Below are 21,145 nucleotides of genomic sequence, written 5' to 3' on the forward strand. Positions count from 1 at the left end.
ATGCCGATCAATGTCAGAGAAGGTACACTGGGTGCCATCCTCTACAACTCACGCATCATCAGCGAAACCGACATCGCTGCCGCGCTTGAAGAGCAGCAGCGCAGCAGCAGCCGCTTTGGCGAGGCCCTGGTATCGCTGGGAATTGTCACTCAGGAGGATATTGACTGGGCGCTCTCCAATCAGCTGGACATCCCCTATATCCGTCTCAAGCAGGAGATGATCGACCCTGAGGCGCTGAGCCTGTTGCCGGCACAGCTCTGCCGGATACACCAGTTGATCCCGCTGATCCGGGCCGGAGATGAGCTTTCAATCGCCATTGCCGACCCGCTCAACAAGGAAGCGGTGACAGCAGCAGCAGAGGCTTCAGGCTGCCGGATCAACCTCTCGGTGGCCCTGATCCGGGAGATCAACGAGATGCTTGACCTCTGCTACGGCCTGCCCAGGGAAGATCTGCTGGGATTCAGCTCTGACCTGCTGCCCCCGGAGCAGCTCACCTCCATCAACGCCGACAGCAGCGGCCAACAGCTGATCAACAGTCTGCTTGTCTACAGCCTCCAGCACCAGCTGACCTCTTTCTCCTTCAGACCGCTTGATGATCTGATCAGCATCTCCGGCCGCAGCGGGGCAACCAGCCATGATCTGGGACAGTTGGCGCCTGAACACTACGCCGGGCTGAGCGCACTGATCAGAAAGGCTGCAGGGCTATTGCCATCGGGCGAGGCATCGCAGAGCGGCTGCCTCTTTTTTCAGTACCATGAACGGGAGATCTGCTTTCAGGTGCTGCTGCTGCAAGGGACAAACGGCGACTACCTCACCATCCGTCAGCACATCACCACCAGTATTCCGGCAAAACTGGATCTGCTGCAGCTGCCGGGCTTCCAGAAACAGCAGTTCAGGCGCCTGGCGACCCAACGCCAGGGGATGATCCTGTTTGCCTCCCGCTCGTTACAGGAACGTTGCCGTTTCATGGACCTGCTGCTGGAAGAGCTGGACACCGGCGGGCAATCGGTGCTGATCCTGGGCAGGGAACCGGGCCGCTTGGACAAGCGTTTCCCCCGCATCCCCCTTGCCGGTTCGGAAGCGACCAAGGGACGCCTGATCATGGACAGCCTGGAACATGGCCCGGACATCCTGGTGATTGAGGATGGTACGGCACTGGAGTCATTCACTGCAGCCGGCCGTGCCGCCATGCGGGGCAAGCTGGTGCTGGTGGGGATGGATATCCGCGGCACCCGCAACCTGTGCGACCACCTGATCCGCTACCGTCAGCGCAACGCCTTTCTGACCCCGTTCCTGAGCGGCATTGTGTCACTGAAAGGGATCCAGCTGCTCTGCCCGGCCTGCCGCGAATCCTATTCCGTGCCGGATCAGGAGCTGTTCAGCCTGCACCTGCAACCTCCTCCAAGCGATTTTTTTCATGCCACCGGCTGCAGCCAGTGCGGCTTCACCGGCATCAGCGAGCGGATGTTTCTGACCGACATCATCTGCTTTGACAAACAGGTGCAGGACCAGTTTGAGGCGGCGGCCGACGGCAACAGCTTTCTGGAACAGCTGCGTGCCGGCGGTTACAGCGGCATTGAGGCGGAAGGTGAGGCGCTGATCCGGGCCGGGGCGGTATCACCGGAGGAATATATTGCAGCAGTCATCCAGTAACATCACGGAGCTTTATTCATGGCCAAAATAGACGCACTCTTTAAAATGATGAAAGAGCAGGGGGCATCAGATCTGCACCTGTCATCCGGCAATCCGCCCATCTTCCGCCAGCATGGCGAGATGGTCCGGCTGCAGTTCAAACCGCTCTCCCACGAAGAGTTGATCCCGATCCTGTATGAGATCCTCAATGATGAGCAGCGGGCCCAGTTCGAGGCCACCAACGACCTTGACTTTGCCTACGCCGTGCCGGATCTGGCCCGGTTCCGGGGCAACATCATGATGACCCACCGCGGCGTGGCAGCGGTCTTCAGGATCATCCCGGCCAAGATTCTCTCGGCAGACCAGTTGAACCTGCCGGAGGGGGTGCGGCGGATGACCCAGTTCAAGAAAGGGCTGGTGCTGGTGACCGGCCCGACCGGTTCAGGCAAATCCACCACCCTGGCAGCCCTGATCGATCTGATCAACGCCACCCGCAAGGAACATATCCTGACCCTGGAAGACCCGCTGGAGTTCATCCATGAAAACAAACAGTCCCTGCTGAACCAGCGCCAGATCGGGGCACATACCCAGTCCTTTGCCTCGGCCCTGCGGGCCGCCCTGCGGGAAGACCCGGACATCATCCTGGTGGGAGAGATGCGTGATCTGGAGACGATCCAGCTGGCCATGAGCGCCGCCGAAACCGGTCACCTGGTCTTCGGCACCCTGCACACCAACACCGCGGCCAAGACGATTGACCGGATTATTGATGTCTTTCCCAAGGAATCCCAGGATCAGGTCCGCACCATGCTGTCGGAATCGCTCAAGGGGGTGGTCTGCCAGCAACTGCTCAAGACCACTGACGGCCACGGGCGGGTGGCTGCGCTGGAGATCATGCTGGGGACCCCGGCCATTGCCAACCTGATCCGCGAGGGCAAGACCTTCCAGATCCCCTCCATCATCCAGACCGCCAAGAAGGACGGCATGCAGCTGATGGACCAGCACCTGCTGGACCTGCTCAAGACCAGGCAGATCAACCCGGAAGAGGCCCACCGCTGCGCCATTGACAAGAAACAGTTTGAACAGTACCTACCGCAACCGACTGCAACATAGCAGCAACGCCCCACGAAAAAAATCCGTGGGGCGCAGACTTCCAGACATTTAAGGAAGCGAGAAATTTTTCGTTCCGGCTGCGGCAATCAAACCATGACGCGGAGGCGTACAGACCAGAACGCCGAGGAACTATCATCAAATTCAGGGTGAACGAGGAGGGCTGTATGCCAGGCGCACGGAGCGCAGCGACCGAGACATACCGTATCCGGTAGGCGAGGGAGTGAGCACCGCGCAACGACGCAGACAGCCTCCGCAGCCGCCCGGACCTACATTTCCACTCTTGTTACCACCCCTTGCAGCTTTGCCGCCGGCAGCTTGTTAAACTGCACAAAGTTGGGGGTCAGTTTCTTGATCAGGGCAAAGAACTTCCAGATCGGGTTGGTGGTGGCAATATCCTCGATACCGTAGAAGATGACCTTCTCTGTGATGCCGTAAGCCCTGATGATCTTTTCAATCTCGATCACCTCCATATAACCGGCCTGAATCTCAAATCCCTCCAGCCCCGGCCCCATCTCCTTGGTATGGACACTTTCCACCCCGAACGGTTCATCGGTCCGTACGATGGAAATCAACACGTTGCGCTCATAGATAATGTTGCTGCGGATCACACAGTGCACCAGATAGGGGGGGATCACATCCAGTCCCCGCACAAAGAACAGACCGGTGCCGGGAATGTTGCGCCCTTTGCCGAAGATCTGCTCATAGGAGATCATGAAGGTCTCCAGATCCAGCGGTTTGAGGGCATGGTAGAGCGCCTTCTGTCCCCTGGTCCAGACCATGATGGTGACAAACGGCACCGCCGCCAGAATGATCGACCAGTAGGCACCGTGGGGGATCTTGGAAAAGGTGGAGGTGAAATAGATCAGGTCCAGAATGCCCACCACCACCACGATCGGCACCTTCCATTTTTTCATGGTGTGCGAGTAGACCATCACCATCATGATGGCGGTGATGGTCATGGAGCCGGTCACGGCCATGCCGTAGGCCGCGGCCAGGTTCTCCGACTTCTGAAAAAAGAACATCACAAAGATCACGGCGGTCATCAGGGTCCAGTTGACCGCACCGATATAGATCTGGGACTGGATATGGGTGGAGGTGTAATCCACCTTCATCAGCGGCATCAGACGGGTGGTGATCCCCTGATAGACAATGGAGAAGACCCCGCTGATGATCGCCTGGGAGGCGATGATGGTGGCCATGATGGTCAACAGCAGGAACGGGATGTAGAGCAGCGGCGCCTGATGGTTGATCATGGCGAACAGGATGTTCTTGGTCTGGCCGCTGCCCAGGATAAAGGCCCCCTGGCCCAGATAGTTCAGGTAGAGGGCAAAGAAGACAAAATACCAGGCCCGCACGATCGGCTTGCGGCCCAGATGCCCCATATCGGCATAGAGCGCCTCGCCGCCGGTGGCGCAGAGGATCACCTCCGACAACACAATGTAACCGGCAAAGCCGTTCTGGCGGAAAAACTCAAAGGCGTAATGGGGGCTGACCGCCTTGACGATGCCCGGCATACCGGCGATGGAGACCAGACCGGAGACCAGCAGCGAACCGAAATAGAGCAGCATGATCGGCCCGAAGATCCGTGCCACCTTGTCGGTGCCGCGATGCTGGAAAAAGAACAGGGTAAAGGCGATCAGGGCGGCAATCAGCACCAGCAGCGACTGCTTCATGCCGGCAAGCGAGGGGATCAACAGCAGACCTTCCACGGCCGAAAGGATTGAGATGGCCGGGGTGATCACGCCGTCCCCCAGCAAGAGCGAGACCCCCAGAAACGAGAGAAATCCGGCAAAGGCCAGCAGGCGCCCCTGTTTGAGCATCTTGATCAGGATCTCCCGCAGGACGATCTCGCCCCCCTGCCCCTTGCGCCCCAGAGACATGGCCAGCCAGGCATACTCCACGGTCACCAGGATGGTCATGGTCCAGAACACCAGCGACAGGATGCCGTAGACGTTGGCAACGGTCGGCCGGGTCAGGGTAAAGACAATGGTCAGGGTATAGATCGGGCTGGTGCCGATATCGCCGAACACCAGTCCCAGGGCCTTGATGATACCGCCCCAGAAGGAATCTTCATGTTTGTGGGTCATGCAACATCCTGAGGTATACGTAGTAACGGCAGGGCCGTTCTTTGAGCTTATACCCCAAGAAGTCCGATTTGACCAGCATGCTACATTTCAACCCTCGTGACGACTCCCTGCAGGCGGCTGGCCGGCAGCTTATTGAACTGTACGAAGTTGGGGGTCTGGCGTTTGATGGTGGCAAACAGCTTCCAGACCGGGTTGGGGGTGCTGATATCCTCTACCCCGTAGAAGATCACCTTCTCCTTGATACCGTGCTGCTGCAGCAGTGTCTCAATATCCAGATGCTCCATATAGCCGGCATGGATCTCAAAGGCATCCAGTCCGGTGGCAATGCCGGTCTTGAGTTCCGACACCAGACCAAACGGTTCGTCAGTCCGCACAATGGAGATAAAGACGTTACGCTCGTAGATGATGTTGCTGCGAATGATGCAGTGCACCACGTAGGGGGGGACCACGGTGTATTCCTTGACAAAGAACAGGCCGGTGCCGGGGATGTTGCGTCCCTTGGCGTAGATCTGCTCATAGGCGATCTCAAAGGTATCCAGTTCAAGCGGGCGCAGGGCGCGATACAGGGCACGCTGGCCACGGGTCCAGACCAGCATGACCACCAGCGGCACCGAGGCCAGAATCAGGGACCAGTAGCCGCCATGGGGCAATTTGTACAGGTTGGAAACCAGAAAGAGCAGATCAATCAAGGTAACAAAGAGTGCCAGCGGCACCTTCCATTTCTTTTTGGTACGTGAAAAAATCATGACCATCATGATGCCGGTGATGGTCATGGTGCCGGTCACGGCCAGACCATAGGCCGCGGCCAGGTTTTCCGACTTTTGAAAAACCAGCATAATCATGACCACCAGCACCAGCAAAAGCCAGTTGATCGAGCCGATATAGATCTGTGACTTCAGATGGGTTGAAGTATAGTCCACCTTTAAAAGAGGAAGGATACGGGTAGTGATCCCCTGATAAACAATCGAGAAAACCCCGCTGATCAAGGCCTGGGATGCAATAATGGTGGCCAGGATAGTCAGGACCAGAAACGGGATATACAGCAGCGGCGCCTCCCATTTGATCATGCCAAACAGCACGCTCTTGGTATCAGGGTGACTAAGTAAAAAGGCGCCTTGGCCAAGATAGTTGATCAAAAGGGCGGCAAACACAAAATACCAGGCATGACGGATCGGCTTGCGTCCCAGGTGGCCCATATCGGCGTAGAGCGCCTCACCACCGGTGGCGCAGAGGATCACCTCGGAAAGCACAAAGAACCCCACCAGACCATTGTGCAGCATGAAATTGATCGCATAATGGGGACTCAGGGCCTTCAGAATCTCAGGATGGGTGGCAATTCCCAGCAGGCCCGAAACGGTCAGGGCAGCAAACCAGAGCACCATAATCGGACCAAAGGCACCAGCCACCCGGTCGGTCCCCTTGAACTGAAAGACAAACAGCACCATGGCAATGATGGCGGCAATCAGGATCAGAGCCGCATGGGGCGTTCCTTCAAGTCCGGGAATCAACACCAGACCTTCCACCGCCGAGAGGATTGAGATGGCCGGGGTGATCACGCCATCTCCCAATAGCAGTGCCACCCCCAGAAAAGAGAGGATGCCGATAAAGGCCAGACGCCGTCCCGGTTGCAACATCCGGGTCAGGATCTCCTTCAAAACAATCGTCCCCCCCTCTCCTTTACGGGAAAGGGACATGGCCAGCACCGCATATTCAAGGTGAACTAAAATAACCAAGGTCCAGAAAATCAGCGAGATGATACCGAAGATATGCTCGGGGGTGGGGCGGGTAATACCGAAGATAACAGCCAGGGTGTAAATCGGACTGGTACCGATGTCGCCGAATACCAGTCCCATTGCCTTGACAATACCGCCCCAGAAGGAATCACTGTCGTGCTGCTGCATGCTACTCCTCTTTAATGCTGATGAAGTACCTGCCTGTATAGGCCTTCCCGTGTCAAGGGGGTATCAAGATGGATGGCAAACATATCAAGAAAGTATCAAGAACCCGGCTTCAGACCAGACGGTAACCCACTCCCGGCTCGGTAGTGATATAGCGTGGCTGGGCCGGATCCGTTTCTATCTTGCGGCGCAGATTGCTGATGTTGACCCGCAGCACATGAGGTTGTTCCAGATGGGACGGCCCCCAGATCTTGTTCAGGATATGGCGGTGCGTCAAGACCTTGCCGGCCTGACTGATAAACAGCTTGAGCAGGTCATACTCGGTCGGGGTCAGTTGTACCTCCTGCCCCCTGACCAGGACCCGCCGCAACTCAAGGTTTACCTCCAGATCGTCACGTACAAAGGTCGGTTCAGGAGTCACCTGCCGGGCACGGCGCAAACTGGCCCGCATCCTGGCCAGCAACTCTCCCACGCCAAACGGCTTGGCCAGGTAATCATCGGCCCCGGCATCCAGTGCCGCGATCTTGTCCTCCTCCCGCTCTCGCACCGAGAGCACAATGATCGGCACCTGCGACCAGTCACGAATCCTTTTGATCACCTCGATACCATCCAAATCAGGCAACCCCAGATCAAGCAGAATGATATCAGGACGGATTGCTGCCGTGACCGATAATCCGGTATGGGCATTCTCCGCCTCGTACAGCAGGAACTCCTCACCGGACAAAACCGTACGCAGAAAACGCCGGATCGCCACTTCATCATCAATGATCAGGATGCGCGGAAGATTTTCTCCCGAAGTCTCAGATGTCATAGTTGCCCGTTCTCCTCCAGGGTGTTCTGCACGGCCAATGGCAACCGTACCACCATCATCAGCCCGCCGCCAGACTTGTTTATGGCCCTGATGCTGCCGTTATGGGCCTCAACAATCCCCTTGCAGATTGAAAGCCCCAACCCGGTGCCCCCGACCCCCTCCGGCACCGGTATCCGGTAAAATTTGTCAAAAACCCGTTTCAGATCCTGCTCCGGCACCCCCGGCCCCTGGTCGGCAATCTCCAGCAACAGCCAGCCCCGTTCAAGGCGGGCACTGATCTCAATACTACCCTCAGGCGGAGAATATTTCAGCGAATTATCCAGCAGGTTCACCAGCACCTGGGTCATCAGCACCAGATCCAGCGACACCATCGGCAGGTCATCCGGCAGTCTGATCCGGATGTTCCGGTTCCCCACCCGGTGCTTGATAGCAGCCATGGCACAGCCCACCAGATCCTGTATGTCGCACAGTTCCAGATTCAGCCTGATGGCTCCGGCCTCAATCCGCGTCATATCCAGCAGGTTACCCACAAAGCGGTTCAGGCGCTCGGCCTCGCCGGCTGCGGTATCCAGCAGTTCATGCCGGGCCTGATCATTGAGGTGCATCCCCTCATCCCGCAGGCTTGCCAGCACGCCGGTCACCGTAACCAGCGGGGTTCGCAGGTCATGGGAGATCGAGTTGAGCAGCGCCCGTTCCAGGTTTTCACGGGCCTGGAGTATCTGGGCCTGCTCGGCCTGATGGGAAAACTGAACCCGCTCAATGGCCATGGCCGCCTGGACGGCAAAGGCATCCAGCAGACGGCGGCTCTCGGTGGAACGATAATCCAGCTCATCCTCCATCCGCACCCCCAGTACACCCAGTTGGCTGGCCGGGGTCTGCAACGGCAGATAGATCAGCTCGGCCGAGATCAGGGTATCGGTACCGCAGCCGGCCGGCTGGCGGTTGCGGAAGGCCCAGTCTGCAACCGCCTGTTCCTTGCTGTTCAGCTGCACCCCCTCACTTGCAGCCAACTGCTCCAGGCGTTCCCCCTCCGGCAGAAAGATGACAGCCTTGGCATTCAAGGCCTCTTCCACGTTCCTGGTCACCGCCTGCAGCACCGTAACAATATCAGCCGCAGCCGCCAGATCACGGCTCAGGTAGTACAGTGAAGCGGTCTGGATCTCCCTGACCCGGATCACATCGGCCCGTTCCCGAGCCCGTGCCACCAGAGAGCTGATCACCAGCCCCACCATCAGCAGCCCGGCAAAGGTAATCAGATACTGGGTATCGGCCACGGCAAAGGTGATATGGGGTGGAACAAAGAAAAAGTCAAAGGCCAACACCCCCAGAAAGGCGGTCAGCATGGCCGGTCGGCGCCCCAGCCGTACCGCCGCCACCACCACGGTCAGCAGGTAGATCATCACCAGATTGGTCGGCTCCAGAAAACGGCTGACCAGCCCGCACAGCATGGTTGCTGCAGCCACCAGCAGCGCGGCAGCCGGATAGCCAAAAGGATGGGCATGGTGGGGAGGTCTGACCGCCTGCTGCGGCCGTCCCTGTTGGCCCTCACTGCTGATCCGTACCACAAAGACATCGCTGCTACTGCTGCGACGGATGATCTGGTCCACAATCGGCGGGTGCAGCAGTTCCTGCCAGCGGCTGCGGCTGGGCTTGCCCACCACGATGCGGGTCACGTTATGGCGGGCGGCATACTCCACCACCGCGTCCGGTACCGAAGTGGCGGTCAATGTGGCCACCTGCGCCCCCAGGCTTTCGGCAAAGCGCAGATCCTGCCAGATCCGTTCGCGATTCTCTCTGGTGTGGCGGTCACTGCCCGGTGTCTCGATATAGACCGTATGCCAGGGGGCCTTCAGCTCCTCGGCCAACCGTCGGGTGGCCCGGATCAACTGTTCGCTGAACGGGCTGCCGCTGACACAGACCAGCAGCCGTTCTGCCGTTGGCCAGGGGCCGGCAATCGACTGGCGCTCCATATAGGCCCGCATCTGGTCATCCACCCGGGCAGCGGTACGGCGCAGGGAGAGCTCCCGCAGCGCCATCAGATTCCCGGGCCGGAAAAACTTCTCAATCGCCTTGGCAGCCTGATCCGGGATATAGACCTTGCCCTCGTGCAGCCGTTGCAACAGGTCTTCCGGCGAGATATCAACCAGTTTGATCTCAAAGGCAATATCCAGCAGCCGGTCCGGTACGGTCTCCCGCACCGTAATGCCGGTGATCTGGGCCACCACGTCGTTCAGACTCTCAAAATGCTGGATATTGACCGTGGTATAGACATCAATCCCGGCGGCCAGCAGTTCCTCCAGATCCTGCCAGCGCTTTTCATGCCGCGAACCCGGCACGTTGCTGTGGGCCAGCTCATCCACCAGCACAATCTGTGGTTTGCGGGCCAGGATGGCATCCAGGTCCATCTCCGGCAGCAACACACCGGCATAGGGCAGCTCCCGGCGGGGGACCAGCTCCAGCCCCTCCAGCAGCGCATCGGTCTCGCTGCGGCCGTGGGATTCCACATACCCCACCACCAGATCACGGCCGTCCCGCTTGCGCTCCCGCGCCGCCTCCAGCATGGCATAGGTCTTGCCCACCCCGGCGGCATAGCCCAGAAACACCTTCAGTCTGCCCTGCCCGGATTGGGCCTCCTCAGCCTGGGCCAGCTTCAGCATCGCCTCCGGTGTGGGGCGTATGTCATTGACAGGGTTGGTCATTGTCCAAGAGTATCCAGTTTCAGATTAACCGCAAGCAGATTTACCCGTGCCCCTCCCAGAATTCCCAGCTGAGGACCTTCAGTATGCTCATTGATCAGCTTCTGCACCGCTGTTTCAGGGATACCACGAGCCTTGGCAATCCGCGGCACCTGCAGCTTGGCTGCCGCGGGTGAAAGATGCGGATCAAGCCCGCTGGCCGAGGCCTGCACCAGTTCAGCCGGGATCGGGCCGGTGATGCCGCTCTCTCGCAGGACCTTGACCCGTTCTGCCACGATTTTCAGATAATCCGGGTTGGTTGGTCCGCTATTGGAACCACCGGAGGCAGCCGGGTTGTAGCTGAACACTGCCGTGGCCGAGGGACGCGGCCAGAGATAGCGGGGTTCAGTGAACGGCTGACCGATCAGGCTGGAGCCGATTATCCGGCCGTCTTTGTCGTTGATCAGGCTGCCGTTGGCCTGGCCGGGGAACAGGGCGTGGGCAAGACCGGTCACCAGGGCCGGATAGATGCCACCGCAGATGACACTAAACAGAACAAAGAGCAGGATTGCCGGTTTTATATCTTTCATGGCTGTTCTCCCTAGACAAGCAGTGCGATGCAGAGGTCGACCAGCTTGATCCCCGCAAACGGTGCAATGATACCACCCAGCCCGTAGATCAGCAGGTTATGGATCAACAGCTTTTCAGCAGGCATGGCCCGGAATTTCGTCCCTTTCAGGGCCAGCGGCACCAGCAGCGGGATAATCAGGGCATTGAAGATAACGGCTGAAAGGATGGCACTGTGGGGACTGGCCAACCCCATTACGTTCAGCCTGCCAAGCTGGGGGTAGATTGAGATCAGCATGGCCGGGATGATGGCAAAATACTTGGCAATGTCGTTGGAGATACTGAAGGTGGTCAGGTTACCACGGGTCATCAGGATCTGCTTGCCCACCTCCACAATATCCAGCAACTTGGTGGGGTTGGAGTCCAGGTCGATGATATTGGCTGCCTCCCGGGCCGGCTGGGTGCCGGTGTTCATGGCCACCGCCACATCGGCCTGGGCCAGGGCCGGGGCATCGTTGGTGCCATCGCCGGTCATGGCCACCATGAAACCTGCCTCCTGATTATCCTTGATCAGGCGCAGCTTATCCTCCGGCCGGGCCTGGGCCAGGAAGTCATCAACCTGGGCCTCGGCAGCTATGGCTGCGGCGGTCAACGGATTGTCGCCGGTGATCATGATGGTCTTGATCCCCATACTGCGCAGTTGCAGAAAGCGTTCCTGAATACCGGACTTGACGATATCCTTCAGGTTGATCACCCCCAGGATCTGATCGTCCTTGCTGACCACCAGCGGGGTGGCGCCGGCCCGGGCAATCTTGTCCACCACATCGCCCAGCTCAGGCGGGACGTGGGTCGCCCCCTGTTGCTTCGCAAAGACGATCAGTGAGTCAGCAGCCCCCTTGCGGTACTGGTGCCCCTGCAGATTGATGCCGGAAAGCCGGGTATCGGCACTGAAGTCGATCACCTCTGCACCAGACAGCAGGCTGCCATTCGTCAGGCCATAGCCGCTGCGGGCCAGGGCAACCACGCTGCGTCCCTCCGGGGTTTCATCCGCCAGTGAGGCCATCAGGGCAGCCTCGGCCAGTTCCTGTTCGGAATGGCCATCCACCGCTATAAAGGCCACTGCCTCGCGGTTGCCGTGGGTAATCGTGCCGGTCTTGTCCAACAACAGCACATTCACATCACCGGCCGCCTCAATGGCCCGCCCGGACAGGGCGATCACGTTCTTCTGGAACAGGCGGTCCATACCGGCAATACCGATGGCGGGCAGCAGCGCTGCGATGGTGGTGGGGGCCAGACAGACAAACAGGGCTGCCAGAATGGTCAGAGAGACCGGCGTGCCCTGACCGGCTGCCTTGACGCTGTAAATCGAGAGCGGTGCGATATTGGCGCAGACCAGCAGAAAGACCACGGTCAGGGAGATCAGCAGCACCTCCAGTGCCACCTCGTTGGGGGTCTTGCGCCGCTTGGCCCCTTCAATCAGACCGATCATCCGGTCCAGAAAGGTCTCGCCCGGGTTGGCGGTGATCCGCACGATGATACTGTTGGCAATCACCGTGGTGCCGCCGGTCACGGCACTGCGGTCACCGCCTGATTCCCGGATCACCGGGGCTGATTCACCGGTTACGGCGGATTCATTCACCAGGGCCGCCCCTGCCACCACATCGCCATCACCGGCGATCATCTCACCCGCCTCCACCAGGATGCAGTCTCCTTTGCGAAGCCGGCTGGCACCGACCGAGCAGAAGGTGCTGGTAAACTCAGGCGTGGCGAGCAGCTTTGCGGTTACGTCAATACGGCTTTTGCGCAGGGAAGCAGCCCTGGCCTTACCCCGCCCTTCTGCCAGCGACTCGGCAAAGGTGGAGAAGAGCACGGTCAGCCAGAGCCAAGCCGAGACCGTGCCGGCAAACCAGGCCGGTTCTGCAGTGAGGCTGGAGAGCGACCGTCCAAAGGTGATCAGGGTAATAACGCCGGCGATCTCCACGCACAGCATGACCGGGTTACGCCAGAGCTGGCGGGGATCAAGTTTTTTCAGGGACTCCAGCAGGGCTGACTGCAGCAGGGCTGTATCAAAGGCCGATGTCGGCTGTTGGCTATGTTTGGACATCTGTTGTATCTCCTTGTTTTAACCCCTCCCCGCTCCCCTTATCAGGGGAGGGCTTTCGTTCCCCCCTGACAAGGGGGAACTAAGGGGGGTTATCCCAGCATGGCCAGCTGTTCCACAATCGGCCCCAAGGCCAGGGCCGGGAAGAAGGTCAGGGCTCCGACAATCAGGATGACCAGGGTCAGCCAGAAGGCAAACGCCGGCTTGTCGGTGGGCAGGGTACCCAGACTGGGGGGGATATATTTCTTTTCTGCCAGTGAACCGGCCATAGCCAGGATTGCAACAGCCGGCAGATAACGGCCCAACAGCATAGCCAGCCCACCCAGCAGGTTGTAGAACGGCACGTTACCATCCAACCCGGCAAAGGCACTGCCGTTGTTGTTGGCCATGGAGGCAAAGGCATACAGCACCTCTGACAAGCCATGGGCACCGGGATTGGCCATGGATGCCACAGCGGCTGGCGTGATCATGGCGATGCCGGACAGGATCAACACCATCACACCGGCAGCCAGGATGGTGATGATCGACAGCCACATCTCCTGCAGCTCGATCTTCTTGCCCAGGTACTCCGGGGTGCGACCGATCATCAGGCCGGAAACAAAGACTGCAATGATGGCAAAGGCCAGCATGGTATAGAGCCCGGAGCCGACCCCGCCAAAGACGATTTCGCCCAGCAGGATCAACGAAAGCGGGATCAGGCCGCCGATCGGGGTCAGTGAGTCATGCATGCTGTTGACCGCGCCGCATGAGGTGGCAGTGGTGGTCACGGTAAACAGGTTGCTGGCAACCATGCCGAAACGCAGCTCCTTGCCTTCCATGTTGCCACCCACAACGCCAAGCTTTGCAATCAACGGGTTGCCTGACTGCTCGGCACCCTGCAGCACACTGAAACAGAGCAGCAGCAGGAAGGTCATAACCCCCAGCAGGGCCCACCCCTGGCGGGTATTACCAACCATCACGCCAAAGGTATAGGTTAATGAGGCAGGTATCAAAAGGATCAGCAGGATCTCCAGGCCGTTGGACAGGGGGGTGGGATTCTCAAAGGGGTGAGACGAGTTGGCGTTGAAAAAGCCGCCGCCGTTGGTGCCAATAAGCTTGATTGACTCTTGGGAAGCTACGGGCCCCATTGGGAGACGCACGGCAGTCGGTTCCTGCTGACTGTACCGGGAAGCCTGCAATAACGGAACAGTCCTATGCGGTGAGAGGTTCTGAATCACTCCCTGTGAGACCAGCAGAATGGCAGCCACCAACGAGAGCGGCAGCAGAATATAGAGGGTGCCACGGGTCAAATCCACCCAGAAGTTGCCGATGGCAGCACTCCTGCGGCGGCTGAAACCCCGGATCAGGGCGATCACGATCGCCATACCGGTGGCAGCGGAGACAAAGTTATGCAGACCAAATCCCGCCATCTGGGTCAGATAGCTGGCAGCCTGTTCGCCGGAATAGTTCTGCCAGTTGGTATTGGTGGTAAAACTCACCGCCGTGTTAAGCGCCAGTTGCCAGGTAAAGGGGGGCAGCTTCTGCGGATTCAACGGCAGCAGGTGCTGGGTCAGCAGCAGGACAAACAGCCCGGCAAACAACACCAGATTAAACAGCAGCATGGACCAGGCATAACGCTGCCAACCCATTTCCTCATCCTGCCGCACCCCGCTGATCCGGTACAGCAGGTTTTCAACCGGTGCTACCAATGGTGTCAGAAAGGTACGTTCCCCTTGGTAGACCCTGGCCATAAAGCTGCCCAGCGGCTTGATCAACGCCAGCAGGATCAGCAGCAGGAACGCTACCTGCACCAGCTCAACCAGTAACTGACTCATTACCCTCTCCCCAGCAACAGTTGACGGGCCAATGCTGTCGGCAACAGTTCCCAACGCTGGGCCATGCTGTCGAACACCGGAACCTGACCGGCGCCATACTCCGGCGGAGCAACAGTGGTGACACCACCCACATAGGCAAGTGTAGCACTGTCTGCAAAGATTTCACCTTCGTACAGCCCGGTATCCTCGTTAAACTGGTACGCCTTCATGATCCGCCTCCGGCCTATCGATCTTGCTTCATGCTTGTACGATAGAAAATCAGAGATCAAACAGGCGTCAAAATCGGCCCTGATCAGGTCAAAGGGGCATCAAGATACACGCGGTGCAATCAGGCAATGCTCTTGGCTGAAAAATCTGCTAGAGTTATCCCCATTTCTGACACGACAAGGAAACACTGTTCATGGATGAGCGTATCGTTGCGCTGAAGATTGATGTTGATACCTATGTCGGCACCCGTGACGGCGTGCCGGTGCTGCTTGAGCTGCTGGCCCGCCACAATGCCAAAGGCACCTTTTATTTCTGTCTGGGACCGGACCACACCGGCCGGGCCCTGCGCCGCATCTTTACCCACAAGGGATTTCTTCAGAAGGCGCTGCGTTCCGGCGCCCCATCAGCCTACGGCCTCAAGACCATGCTCTATGGTGTGCTGCTGCCGGGACCGGTAATCCACCAGAAATGCGCCGGGATCATGCGTCAGACAGAACAACAGGGACATGAGGTGGGGATTCATGCCTGGGATCATACCAACTGGCATGATTTTCTGCTCAAGGGTGATCTTGGCTTTGTCAAATCCGAACTGGGCCAGGCGGCCAAAGGGTTCAAGCAGGTCTTTGATCGATTGACCACCACCACGGCAGCGCCTGGCTGGACCGTCTCGCCGGACTCGCTGGCCCTGCAGGACCAGATGGAGCTGTCCTATTGCAGCGACTGCCGGGGCAGCCATCCCTTTTATCCGGTGATGAACGGTCAGCGTTTCTCCACCCTGCAGATCCCCACCACGCTGCCGACGGCCGATGAACTGCTGGGCCGCGACGGCCTGACCCCGGATGACCTGCCTGACTACTACCTGCAGCAGTTACAGCCCGGCCTGAACGTCCTGACCATTCACACCGAACTGGAGGGGGGCGTGATCCGCAGCTCCTTCAGCCGCCTGCTGGAGCTGCTCGCGCAAAACCGCATCCCCTGCATCAGCCTGGCCGAGGCCAGGGCCCGGATTACCGATGCGCCTGTCTGTCAGCTTGCCATGGGAATGATTGCAGGCCGCACCCTGCCGGTGGCGCTGCAGGGTGCTGAGGTGACGGCATGACAACACGTTTTTTCCGGGTTGACCGCAGTCAGCACGCCTACCTGACCTTTATCACCGAATCCTACGAAGGGCTCTGCACGGTCAGTACCATGGATAATGCCAAAGGCATCGTCAGGATGATCGCCCCGGAAGGGCGGGAGGAAGAACTGGAAGGGTTGATTCGTGCCCTGCAGGAAGAGATCGGCATGGAGGAGGTGGCATGGCCCGCCTGCTGATTCTGCTCTGCCTGGCGATGGTGCTGTCTGCTGCGGATTCCCGTGCCGAGGTCATCCCCGGTATCGACATCCTGGCCCGCCGCAACTTTGACCTGCTGCAGGGCAAACGGGTCGGCCTGATCACCAACAACAGCGGACGTTCAATCAACGGCACCAGCAGCATTGACCTGCTGGCCGCGGCCCCAGGTGTCCAACTGGTGGCGCTTTTTTCTCCGGAGCACGGCATCAGGGGCGATTCAGACGTAAAACTTTCCTCTGGCCGCGACACACGCACCGGCCTGCCGGTCTACTCGCTCTACGGCGCAAGCTGCCGCCCCACACCGGAGATGATGACCGGCATCCAGACGCTGGTCTTTGATATCCAGGGGATCGGCACCCGTTTCTATACCTACATCGGCACCCTGCACCACGCCCTGTTGGCGGCCAAACAGCAGGGGATTCCGCTGGTGGTGCTGGATCGCCCCAACCCGCTGGGCGGTATGGCAGTTGAAGGTGCCGTGCCTGATGCCGACGAGATCTCCCGCAGAATTGCTGCGGACAAGACCGGCTGCCGCTCCCTGACGGTGGCCCACCCAATCCCGACCCGCCACGGTCTGACCATTGGCGAACTGGCCCGGCTGATCAACGCAGAGGCAAAGATCAATGCGAATCTGCAGGTGGTCTCCATGGAGGGCTGGAAACGGGAGCTACTCTGGCAGGATACCAATCTTCCCTGGATCAACCCCTCCCCCAACATGAAAGACCCGGTGGCTGCCCTGCTCTATCCCGGTTTTGGCCCGTTGGAGGCCACCAACCTCTCGGTGGCCAGGGGGACCGACAAGCCGTTCCACCAGTATGGGGCCCCCTGGCTTGATCCGGCAGCCGTCCTGAAAAACCTGCCAAGCCTGGCAGGGCTGAAATTCAGCGTCGCCAGCTTCACCCCCACCGCCCCCGGACACCCCTACCGGGGTAAACTCTGCCACGGTATTGAGGTTACCATCACCGACCTGAAGACAGCCAACCTGACGCTGGCAGGGCTCTACCTGGCCCAGGCGATCTACCGCGCCCACCCGAAGCAGTACCGGATTGCAGGAGGTTTTCGCGGCATGCTGGGAGATAATGCGGCCTGGAAGATGCTGACAACGGAATCGGCAAGACCGGATCAGGTGACGGCCCGCTGGCAGCAGGGGATTGAGGCGTTCAGGAAACTGCGGAAGAGCTACCTGTTGTATTAAAAACCAACGAACCAGCGTTCGCCTTCTTTTCGTGCGGCCAGCTTGGCGGGCGGCAGCTTTTTCACCCGCGCCACCAGCTCATCTGCCCGCTTGCCGGACAGCGGGGTAGCCTGAAAACCGACCTCTTTATGCAGGATATTGACCGGCACCAGCTCTGCGGTCCGTTTGTCGCCATCAAAGTGCAGCCGGACCAGCAGGGTCCGGTCGGCGATCCGGCTTTTATGGGCAAAGGCGAAGTTCCCCAGGCTGTAGCAGATAATCCCCCGCTTGTAGCGTTCAATCCCCTGCAGAATATGGGGATGGTGACCGATCACCGCATCAGCCCCGGCATCGATCATCATCCGGGCCAGACGAGGCTGATATTCCCGCAGCCGGATCTTGCCCTCTTCGCCCCAATGTGCGGTTACAATCACGATCGGCGCCTGTTTACGGGCTGCCACAATATCATCCTTAACCATCTTCTCCATAAGCGGAGCCGTGCCGACCCGTTTTTCACCGGCCCAGAACTCCTGCGGCAGGGTCAGGGAGTAGCCCAGCAGAGCCACCTTGGTGCCACCGATGTCGTAGACCACCGCTTTGCGGGCTGCTGCCAGGTTTTCACCACCACCCACATGGCTAATACCGGCCTTATCCAGTTGCTGCAGGGTATCCAGCAACCCCTGCGGACCGTAGTCCATGCTGTGGTTATTGGCCAGAGTCACCGTGGTAATGCCAGCCTTCTTGAGGGCTGCTATTGCTGATGGTTTAACCCGAAAGCGATACTTCTTATCAGTAAACTCTTTGCCGCGGCTGGTTAACGGTGCCTCAAGGTTAACCAGCGTGATATCCCCCTTTTTCAACTCCGGCGCAATGCGGGCAAAGGGGTGATAATAGCCATCCTGCGCCATCTGCTGTTCCCAGCGGCCGCCCAGCATCACATCACCGGTAGCCTGGATCACAACTTCAGCAGCAGTTGCCGAAAGAACCGTCGGCAGCAGCAGTAGAAGTGAGTAGAATAGCATCCTGAGTTGGTATTTAAGACCTGTTTTGCGTTGACGGTAGCGGTTCATAAGTGCTAGATAGTACACCTTCATATTGAAAGAACCAAAGGAATTTCCCATGCTTGACATGAAATTTATCCGTGAAAATCTTGACCAGGCCGAGGCCGCCCTCGCTACACGCGGCGGAAACATCTCCCTGGCTCGTTTTCGTGAACTGGACGAACAACGCCGCAAACTGCTGACCGAGAGCGAGACCCTCAAGGCGCTGAAGAACAGTGTCTCCGAAGAGATTGCCAAAGTGAAGGACAAGAGCACGGTCAAAGACAAGATCGCCGAGATGAAAGTGGTCTCAACCAAGATCAAGGGCTTTGACGATGAACTGAAGACGGTTGAGGAAGAGTTTGGCGCCCTGCTGATGACCATCCCCAACCTGCCCCATCCCACCACTCCGGTAGGCAGATCAGAAGATGAAAACGTGGTTGTGCGTAGCTGGGGCACCCTCCCCAACATGGCATTTGAACCGAAACCGCACTGGGATCTGGCAGAAGATCTGGATATCCTTGACTTTGAACGCGCTGCCAAGATCACCGGCGCCCGCTTCTGCCTCTCCAAAGGGGCCGGCGCGCGGCTGGAGCGGGCCCTGATCAGCTTCATGCTTGACCTGCACACCACCGAGCATGGCTACACCGAGGTGCTGCCCCCCTTCATGGTCAACCGGGCCAGCATGACCGGCACCGGCCAACTGCCCAAATTTGAAGAAGACCTGTTCCGCCTGGTGGACCCGGAATTTTTCCTGATCCCCACCGCTGAGGTGCCGGTCACCAATATTCACCGTGATGAAATCCTGAAAAAATCAGACCTGCCGATCTGCTACACCGCCTACACCCCCTGCTTCCGGCGTGAGGCCGGATCCTACGGCAAAGATACCCGTGGCCTGATCCGCCAGCACCAGTTTAACAAGGTGGAACTGGTGAAATTTGTTCACCCGGATGAATCCCAGGCAGAACTGGAGAAACTGACCGGCCATGCTGAAAAGGTACTGCAACTGCTTGAACTGCCCTACCGGGTCATGGCGCTCTGCTCCGGCGACATCGGCTTTTCCGCTTGCAAGACCTATGACCTTGAGGTCTGGCTACCCAGCCAAAATACCTACCGTGAGATCTCATCCTGCAGCAGCTTTGGAGATTTCCAGGCCCGCCGGGCCGGTATCCGCTTCCGGGAAGATGAAAAGAGCAAGCCGGAATATGTCCACACCCTGAACGGCTCCGGTCTGGCTGTAGGACGGACGTTGGTGGCTATTCTAGAAAACTACCAGCAGGCCGATGGCTCAATTGTTATCCCGGCCGCATTGCGCCCGTATATGGGTGGTATGGAAAAAATCACCAAATAGGGGCTTGAGCTTCTGCCCCAAAGTATGCTAGAAAGCTTACCTCTTCCACGGAGGGGTTGCCGAGTGGTTTAAGGCACCGGTCTTGAAAACCGGCGACGCGCAAGTGTCCGTGAGTTCGAATCTCACCCCCTCCGCCATTCAACAATCCTGACTAGTCCAAACTAGTCCACAAAGCCCTGAGAAATCAGGGCTTTTTTATTTGCACTTGTCCTGTACAGTCCTCACTGGTATGCTCAAATCCACGACTTTTGGCGGTATTTTTTACGGCATATCTCCCATACCGCCAAAAGGAGTCATTAAAATACCGCCAAAATACCGCCAAAACGAGGTGAGGCAGCATGCCTAAACGAATCGCACCACTCTCCGATATCCAAATAAGCAAAGCAAAACCCAAAGACCAAAACTATAAATTACAAGATGGCTACGGCATGTATCTTTTGGTTACGGTATCAGGTGGGAAGTTATGGCGGTATGATTACCGATTTGACGGTAGGCGCAAAACAATTGCTTTTGGGGCTTACCACATAGAAGAGAAACGGATGTGTCATCGGGACAGTCGTTCAGCTTGAGTCAATATCGCAACCTAAATACTAGCCGATAACATACCTCTGCCGACCGGTACGATACAAATCCAACGTTTCTTGGAGCTGCGTCAGTTCAGCCTGAATCCCATGGGGGTACACACCTGCCCGGTGCACAAGAACCAGCAGACGGACCCAAAGCTGCTGAAGATCAAGATCGGATCTGTTCCGGTAAAATGCTTCAAAGCTCTTGCCGTTTGTTTGTAAAATAGCGTAGATCAGAATCCATCAGTGAGGTAATGTCATCCCTCACCGCCAGAGCATTCACAAAGACACCAGTAATTTCTTTCATATTTATCGCATTTTGTAGTCACGACAAAAAAACTTCCTCATTTTCCCCTAAGTTTCCTCTGTTACGTTTTGACCATGCAGCACTGCTGCACAAATCATAACAGGAGGAAACATCTATGAAAAAACTCGTAAAGATTGGCGTTACATGTGCTGCACTTTCTGTCGCCGGTGTGCTGGGAGCCTATGCTGCCAAACCACAGGAAAACGACGCGCTGATCACCCGTCATGCCGCTATCTCCCTGACTCAGGCGGTGCAGACAGCAGAGCAGCAGGTTCACGGCCAGGCAGTGCGGGCCGAGCTTGAACATGGCAAACAGGGCTGGGTCTTTGATGTCGAGGTGGTAGCTGGAAATACCAGCTATGATGTTGCTGTCGATGCGGTCAAGGGGACCATACTGGCATCGGCTCAGGACAAGGCCGACCATGACGATGCCCAGGACAAAGAGGACTAGCTGAAGTAGGCAACAGCCGGG

At 58.2% G+C, this 21,145-nt stretch carries 17 protein-coding genes and 1 tRNA gene; 9 read left to right on the forward strand and 9 right to left on the reverse strand.

Translation table 11 applies throughout. From position 1 onward, the window contains the following. Together FY034_RS15025 and FY034_RS15030 are read left to right on the forward strand one after the other, a co-directional pair. Nucleotides 1-1,653, forward strand: coding sequence for a pilus assembly protein PilB (locus FY034_RS15025; RefSeq protein ID WP_265551959.1), 1,653 nt, complete (start codon nucleotides 1-3; stop codon nucleotides 1,651-1,653). Nucleotides 1,654-1,671: 18 nt separating this feature from the next. After that, a complete protein-coding gene (locus FY034_RS15030; RefSeq protein WP_265551961.1) occupies nucleotides 1,672-2,742 on the forward strand; it encodes a type IV pilus twitching motility protein PilT in 1,071 nt (356 codons plus the stop codon). Between the two features lie 266 nt (nucleotides 2,743-3,008). Here the strand turns inward: FY034_RS15030 and FY034_RS15035 are convergent, their stop codons facing one another. From FY034_RS15035 to FY034_RS15070, 8 genes are all read right to left on the reverse strand, one after another. Beyond that, nucleotides 3,009-4,829 carry a KUP/HAK/KT family potassium transporter gene (locus FY034_RS15035; RefSeq protein ID WP_265551963.1) on the reverse strand — a complete coding sequence of 607 codons (1,821 nt, stop codon included), beginning with the start codon at nucleotides 4,827-4,829 and terminating at the stop codon, nucleotides 3,009-3,011. An 80-nt stretch (nucleotides 4,830-4,909) separates the two neighbouring features. Further along, nucleotides 4,910-6,730 carry a KUP/HAK/KT family potassium transporter gene (locus tag FY034_RS15040; RefSeq protein WP_265551965.1) on the reverse strand — a complete coding sequence of 607 codons (1,821 nt, stop codon included), beginning with the start codon at nucleotides 6,728-6,730 and terminating at the stop codon, nucleotides 4,910-4,912. A 109-nt stretch (nucleotides 6,731-6,839) separates the two neighbouring features. After that, nucleotides 6,840-7,538, reverse strand: coding sequence for a response regulator (locus tag FY034_RS15045; RefSeq protein WP_265551967.1), 699 nt, complete (start codon nucleotides 7,536-7,538; stop codon nucleotides 6,840-6,842). Next, nucleotides 7,535-10,237, reverse strand: a complete 2,703-nt coding sequence (locus FY034_RS15050) for a sensor histidine kinase (protein WP_265551969.1) — start codon at nucleotides 10,235-10,237, stop codon at nucleotides 7,535-7,537. The genes FY034_RS15045 and FY034_RS15050 overlap by 4 nt, the downstream gene beginning before the upstream one ends. Next, nucleotides 10,234-10,803, reverse strand: coding sequence for a potassium-transporting ATPase subunit KdpC (gene kdpC / locus FY034_RS15055; protein ID WP_265551971.1), 570 nt, complete (start codon nucleotides 10,801-10,803; stop codon nucleotides 10,234-10,236). Before kdpC ends, FY034_RS15050 begins: the two co-directional genes overlap by 4 nt. A gap of 11 nt (nucleotides 10,804-10,814) precedes the next feature. Further along, on the reverse strand, nucleotides 10,815-12,884 hold the full coding sequence (gene kdpB, locus FY034_RS15060; RefSeq protein ID WP_265551973.1) for a potassium-transporting ATPase subunit KdpB: 2,070 nt from the start codon (nucleotides 12,882-12,884) through the stop codon (nucleotides 10,815-10,817). Nucleotides 12,885-12,973: 89 nt separating this feature from the next. Continuing rightward, on the reverse strand, nucleotides 12,974-14,695 hold the full coding sequence (gene kdpA / locus FY034_RS15065) for a potassium-transporting ATPase subunit KdpA (RefSeq protein WP_265551977.1): 1,722 nt from the start codon (nucleotides 14,693-14,695) through the stop codon (nucleotides 12,974-12,976). Next, a complete protein-coding gene (locus tag FY034_RS15070; protein ID WP_265551978.1) occupies nucleotides 14,695-14,904 on the reverse strand; it encodes a hypothetical protein in 210 nt (69 codons plus the stop codon). Before FY034_RS15070 ends, kdpA begins: the two co-directional genes overlap by 1 nt. 191 nt (nucleotides 14,905-15,095) lie before the next feature. On the opposite strand from FY034_RS15070, the gene FY034_RS15075 reads away from it, so the two are divergent. From FY034_RS15075 to FY034_RS15085, 3 genes are read left to right on the forward strand one after another with little or no spacing between them, the layout of a single operon-like run. Next, entirely contained in the window at nucleotides 15,096-16,001 is a 906-nt protein-coding gene (locus FY034_RS15075; RefSeq protein ID WP_265551979.1) for a polysaccharide deacetylase family protein, read from the forward strand. Next, nucleotides 15,998-16,216, forward strand: a complete 219-nt coding sequence (locus FY034_RS15080; protein WP_265551981.1) for a DUF4911 domain-containing protein — start codon at nucleotides 15,998-16,000, stop codon at nucleotides 16,214-16,216. The genes FY034_RS15075 and FY034_RS15080 overlap by 4 nt, the downstream gene beginning before the upstream one ends. Beyond that, nucleotides 16,201-17,430 (forward strand): DUF1343 domain-containing protein, encoded by a 1,230-nt coding sequence (locus FY034_RS15085; protein ID WP_265551983.1) that lies wholly within the window; start codon nucleotides 16,201-16,203, stop codon nucleotides 17,428-17,430. Before FY034_RS15080 ends, FY034_RS15085 begins: the two co-directional genes overlap by 16 nt. On the opposite strand, the gene FY034_RS15090 is transcribed toward FY034_RS15085, so the two are convergent. Further along, nucleotides 17,427-18,479 carry a CapA family protein gene (locus FY034_RS15090; protein ID WP_265551985.1) on the reverse strand — a complete coding sequence of 351 codons (1,053 nt, stop codon included), beginning with the start codon at nucleotides 18,477-18,479 and terminating at the stop codon, nucleotides 17,427-17,429. The genes FY034_RS15085 and FY034_RS15090 overlap by 4 nt on opposite strands. A gap of 49 nt (nucleotides 18,480-18,528) precedes the next feature. Between FY034_RS15090 and serS the strand changes: the two genes are divergently transcribed. The 4 genes from serS (at nucleotide 18,529) to FY034_RS15110 (ending at nucleotide 21,124) form a co-directional block, all read left to right on the forward strand. Further along, nucleotides 18,529-19,800: a serine--tRNA ligase gene (gene serS, locus FY034_RS15095; RefSeq protein ID WP_265551987.1), complete on the forward strand. Its 1,272-nt coding sequence runs from the start codon at nucleotides 18,529-18,531 to the stop codon at nucleotides 19,798-19,800. A gap of 49 nt (nucleotides 19,801-19,849) precedes the next feature. Then, nucleotides 19,850-19,937 (forward strand) — tRNA-Ser (locus tag FY034_RS15100). 201 nt (nucleotides 19,938-20,138) lie between these two features. Then, the gene (locus FY034_RS15105; RefSeq protein ID WP_265551989.1) at nucleotides 20,139-20,369 is read left to right on the forward strand and encodes an Arm DNA-binding domain-containing protein; all 231 of its coding nucleotides are present in this window, start codon (nucleotides 20,139-20,141) and stop codon (nucleotides 20,367-20,369) included. A gap of 419 nt (nucleotides 20,370-20,788) precedes the next feature. Beyond that, the gene (locus FY034_RS15110; protein WP_265551991.1) at nucleotides 20,789-21,124 is read left to right on the forward strand and encodes a PepSY domain-containing protein; all 336 of its coding nucleotides are present in this window, start codon (nucleotides 20,789-20,791) and stop codon (nucleotides 21,122-21,124) included. Nucleotides 21,125-21,145: the final 21 nt, after the last annotated feature.

Source organism: Trichlorobacter lovleyi (genome assembly GCF_015239775.1).
Lineage (GTDB): Bacteria > Desulfobacterota > Desulfuromonadia > Geobacterales > Pseudopelobacteraceae > Trichlorobacter > Trichlorobacter lovleyi_B.

Coding starts and splice junctions, on each gene's coding strand:
- FY034_RS15110 (WP_265551991.1), top strand. CDS start 20,789: ATGAAAAAACTCGTAAAGATTGGCGTTACATGTGCTGCACTTTCTGTC.
- kdpC (WP_265551971.1), bottom strand. CDS start 10,803: ATGAAAGATATAAAACCGGCAATCCTGCTCTTTGTTCTGTTTAGTGTC.
- kdpA (WP_265551977.1), bottom strand. CDS start 14,695: ATGAGTCAGTTACTGGTTGAGCTGGTGCAGGTAGCGTTCCTGCTGCTG.
- FY034_RS15105 (WP_265551989.1), top strand. CDS start 20,139: ATGCCTAAACGAATCGCACCACTCTCCGATATCCAAATAAGCAAAGCA.
- FY034_RS15050 (WP_265551969.1), bottom strand. CDS start 10,237: ATGACCAACCCTGTCAATGACATACGCCCCACACCGGAGGCGATGCTG.
- kdpB (WP_265551973.1), bottom strand. CDS start 12,884: ATGTCCAAACATAGCCAACAGCCGACATCGGCCTTTGATACAGCCCTG.
- FY034_RS15070 (WP_265551978.1), bottom strand. CDS start 14,904: ATGAAGGCGTACCAGTTTAACGAGGATACCGGGCTGTACGAAGGTGAA.
- FY034_RS15080 (WP_265551981.1), top strand. CDS start 15,998: ATGACAACACGTTTTTTCCGGGTTGACCGCAGTCAGCACGCCTACCTG.
- FY034_RS15085 (WP_265551983.1), top strand. CDS start 16,201: ATGGCCCGCCTGCTGATTCTGCTCTGCCTGGCGATGGTGCTGTCTGCT.
- FY034_RS15030 (WP_265551961.1), top strand. CDS start 1,672: ATGGCCAAAATAGACGCACTCTTTAAAATGATGAAAGAGCAGGGGGCA.
- FY034_RS15025 (WP_265551959.1), top strand. CDS start 1: ATGCCGATCAATGTCAGAGAAGGTACACTGGGTGCCATCCTCTACAAC.
- FY034_RS15090 (WP_265551985.1), bottom strand. CDS start 18,479: ATGAACCGCTACCGTCAACGCAAAACAGGTCTTAAATACCAACTCAGG.
- FY034_RS15040 (WP_265551965.1), bottom strand. CDS start 6,730: ATGCAGCAGCACGACAGTGATTCCTTCTGGGGCGGTATTGTCAAGGCA.
- FY034_RS15035 (WP_265551963.1), bottom strand. CDS start 4,829: ATGACCCACAAACATGAAGATTCCTTCTGGGGCGGTATCATCAAGGCC.
- serS (WP_265551987.1), top strand. CDS start 18,529: ATGCTTGACATGAAATTTATCCGTGAAAATCTTGACCAGGCCGAGGCC.
- FY034_RS15075 (WP_265551979.1), top strand. CDS start 15,096: ATGGATGAGCGTATCGTTGCGCTGAAGATTGATGTTGATACCTATGTC.
- FY034_RS15045 (WP_265551967.1), bottom strand. CDS start 7,538: ATGACATCTGAGACTTCGGGAGAAAATCTTCCGCGCATCCTGATCATT.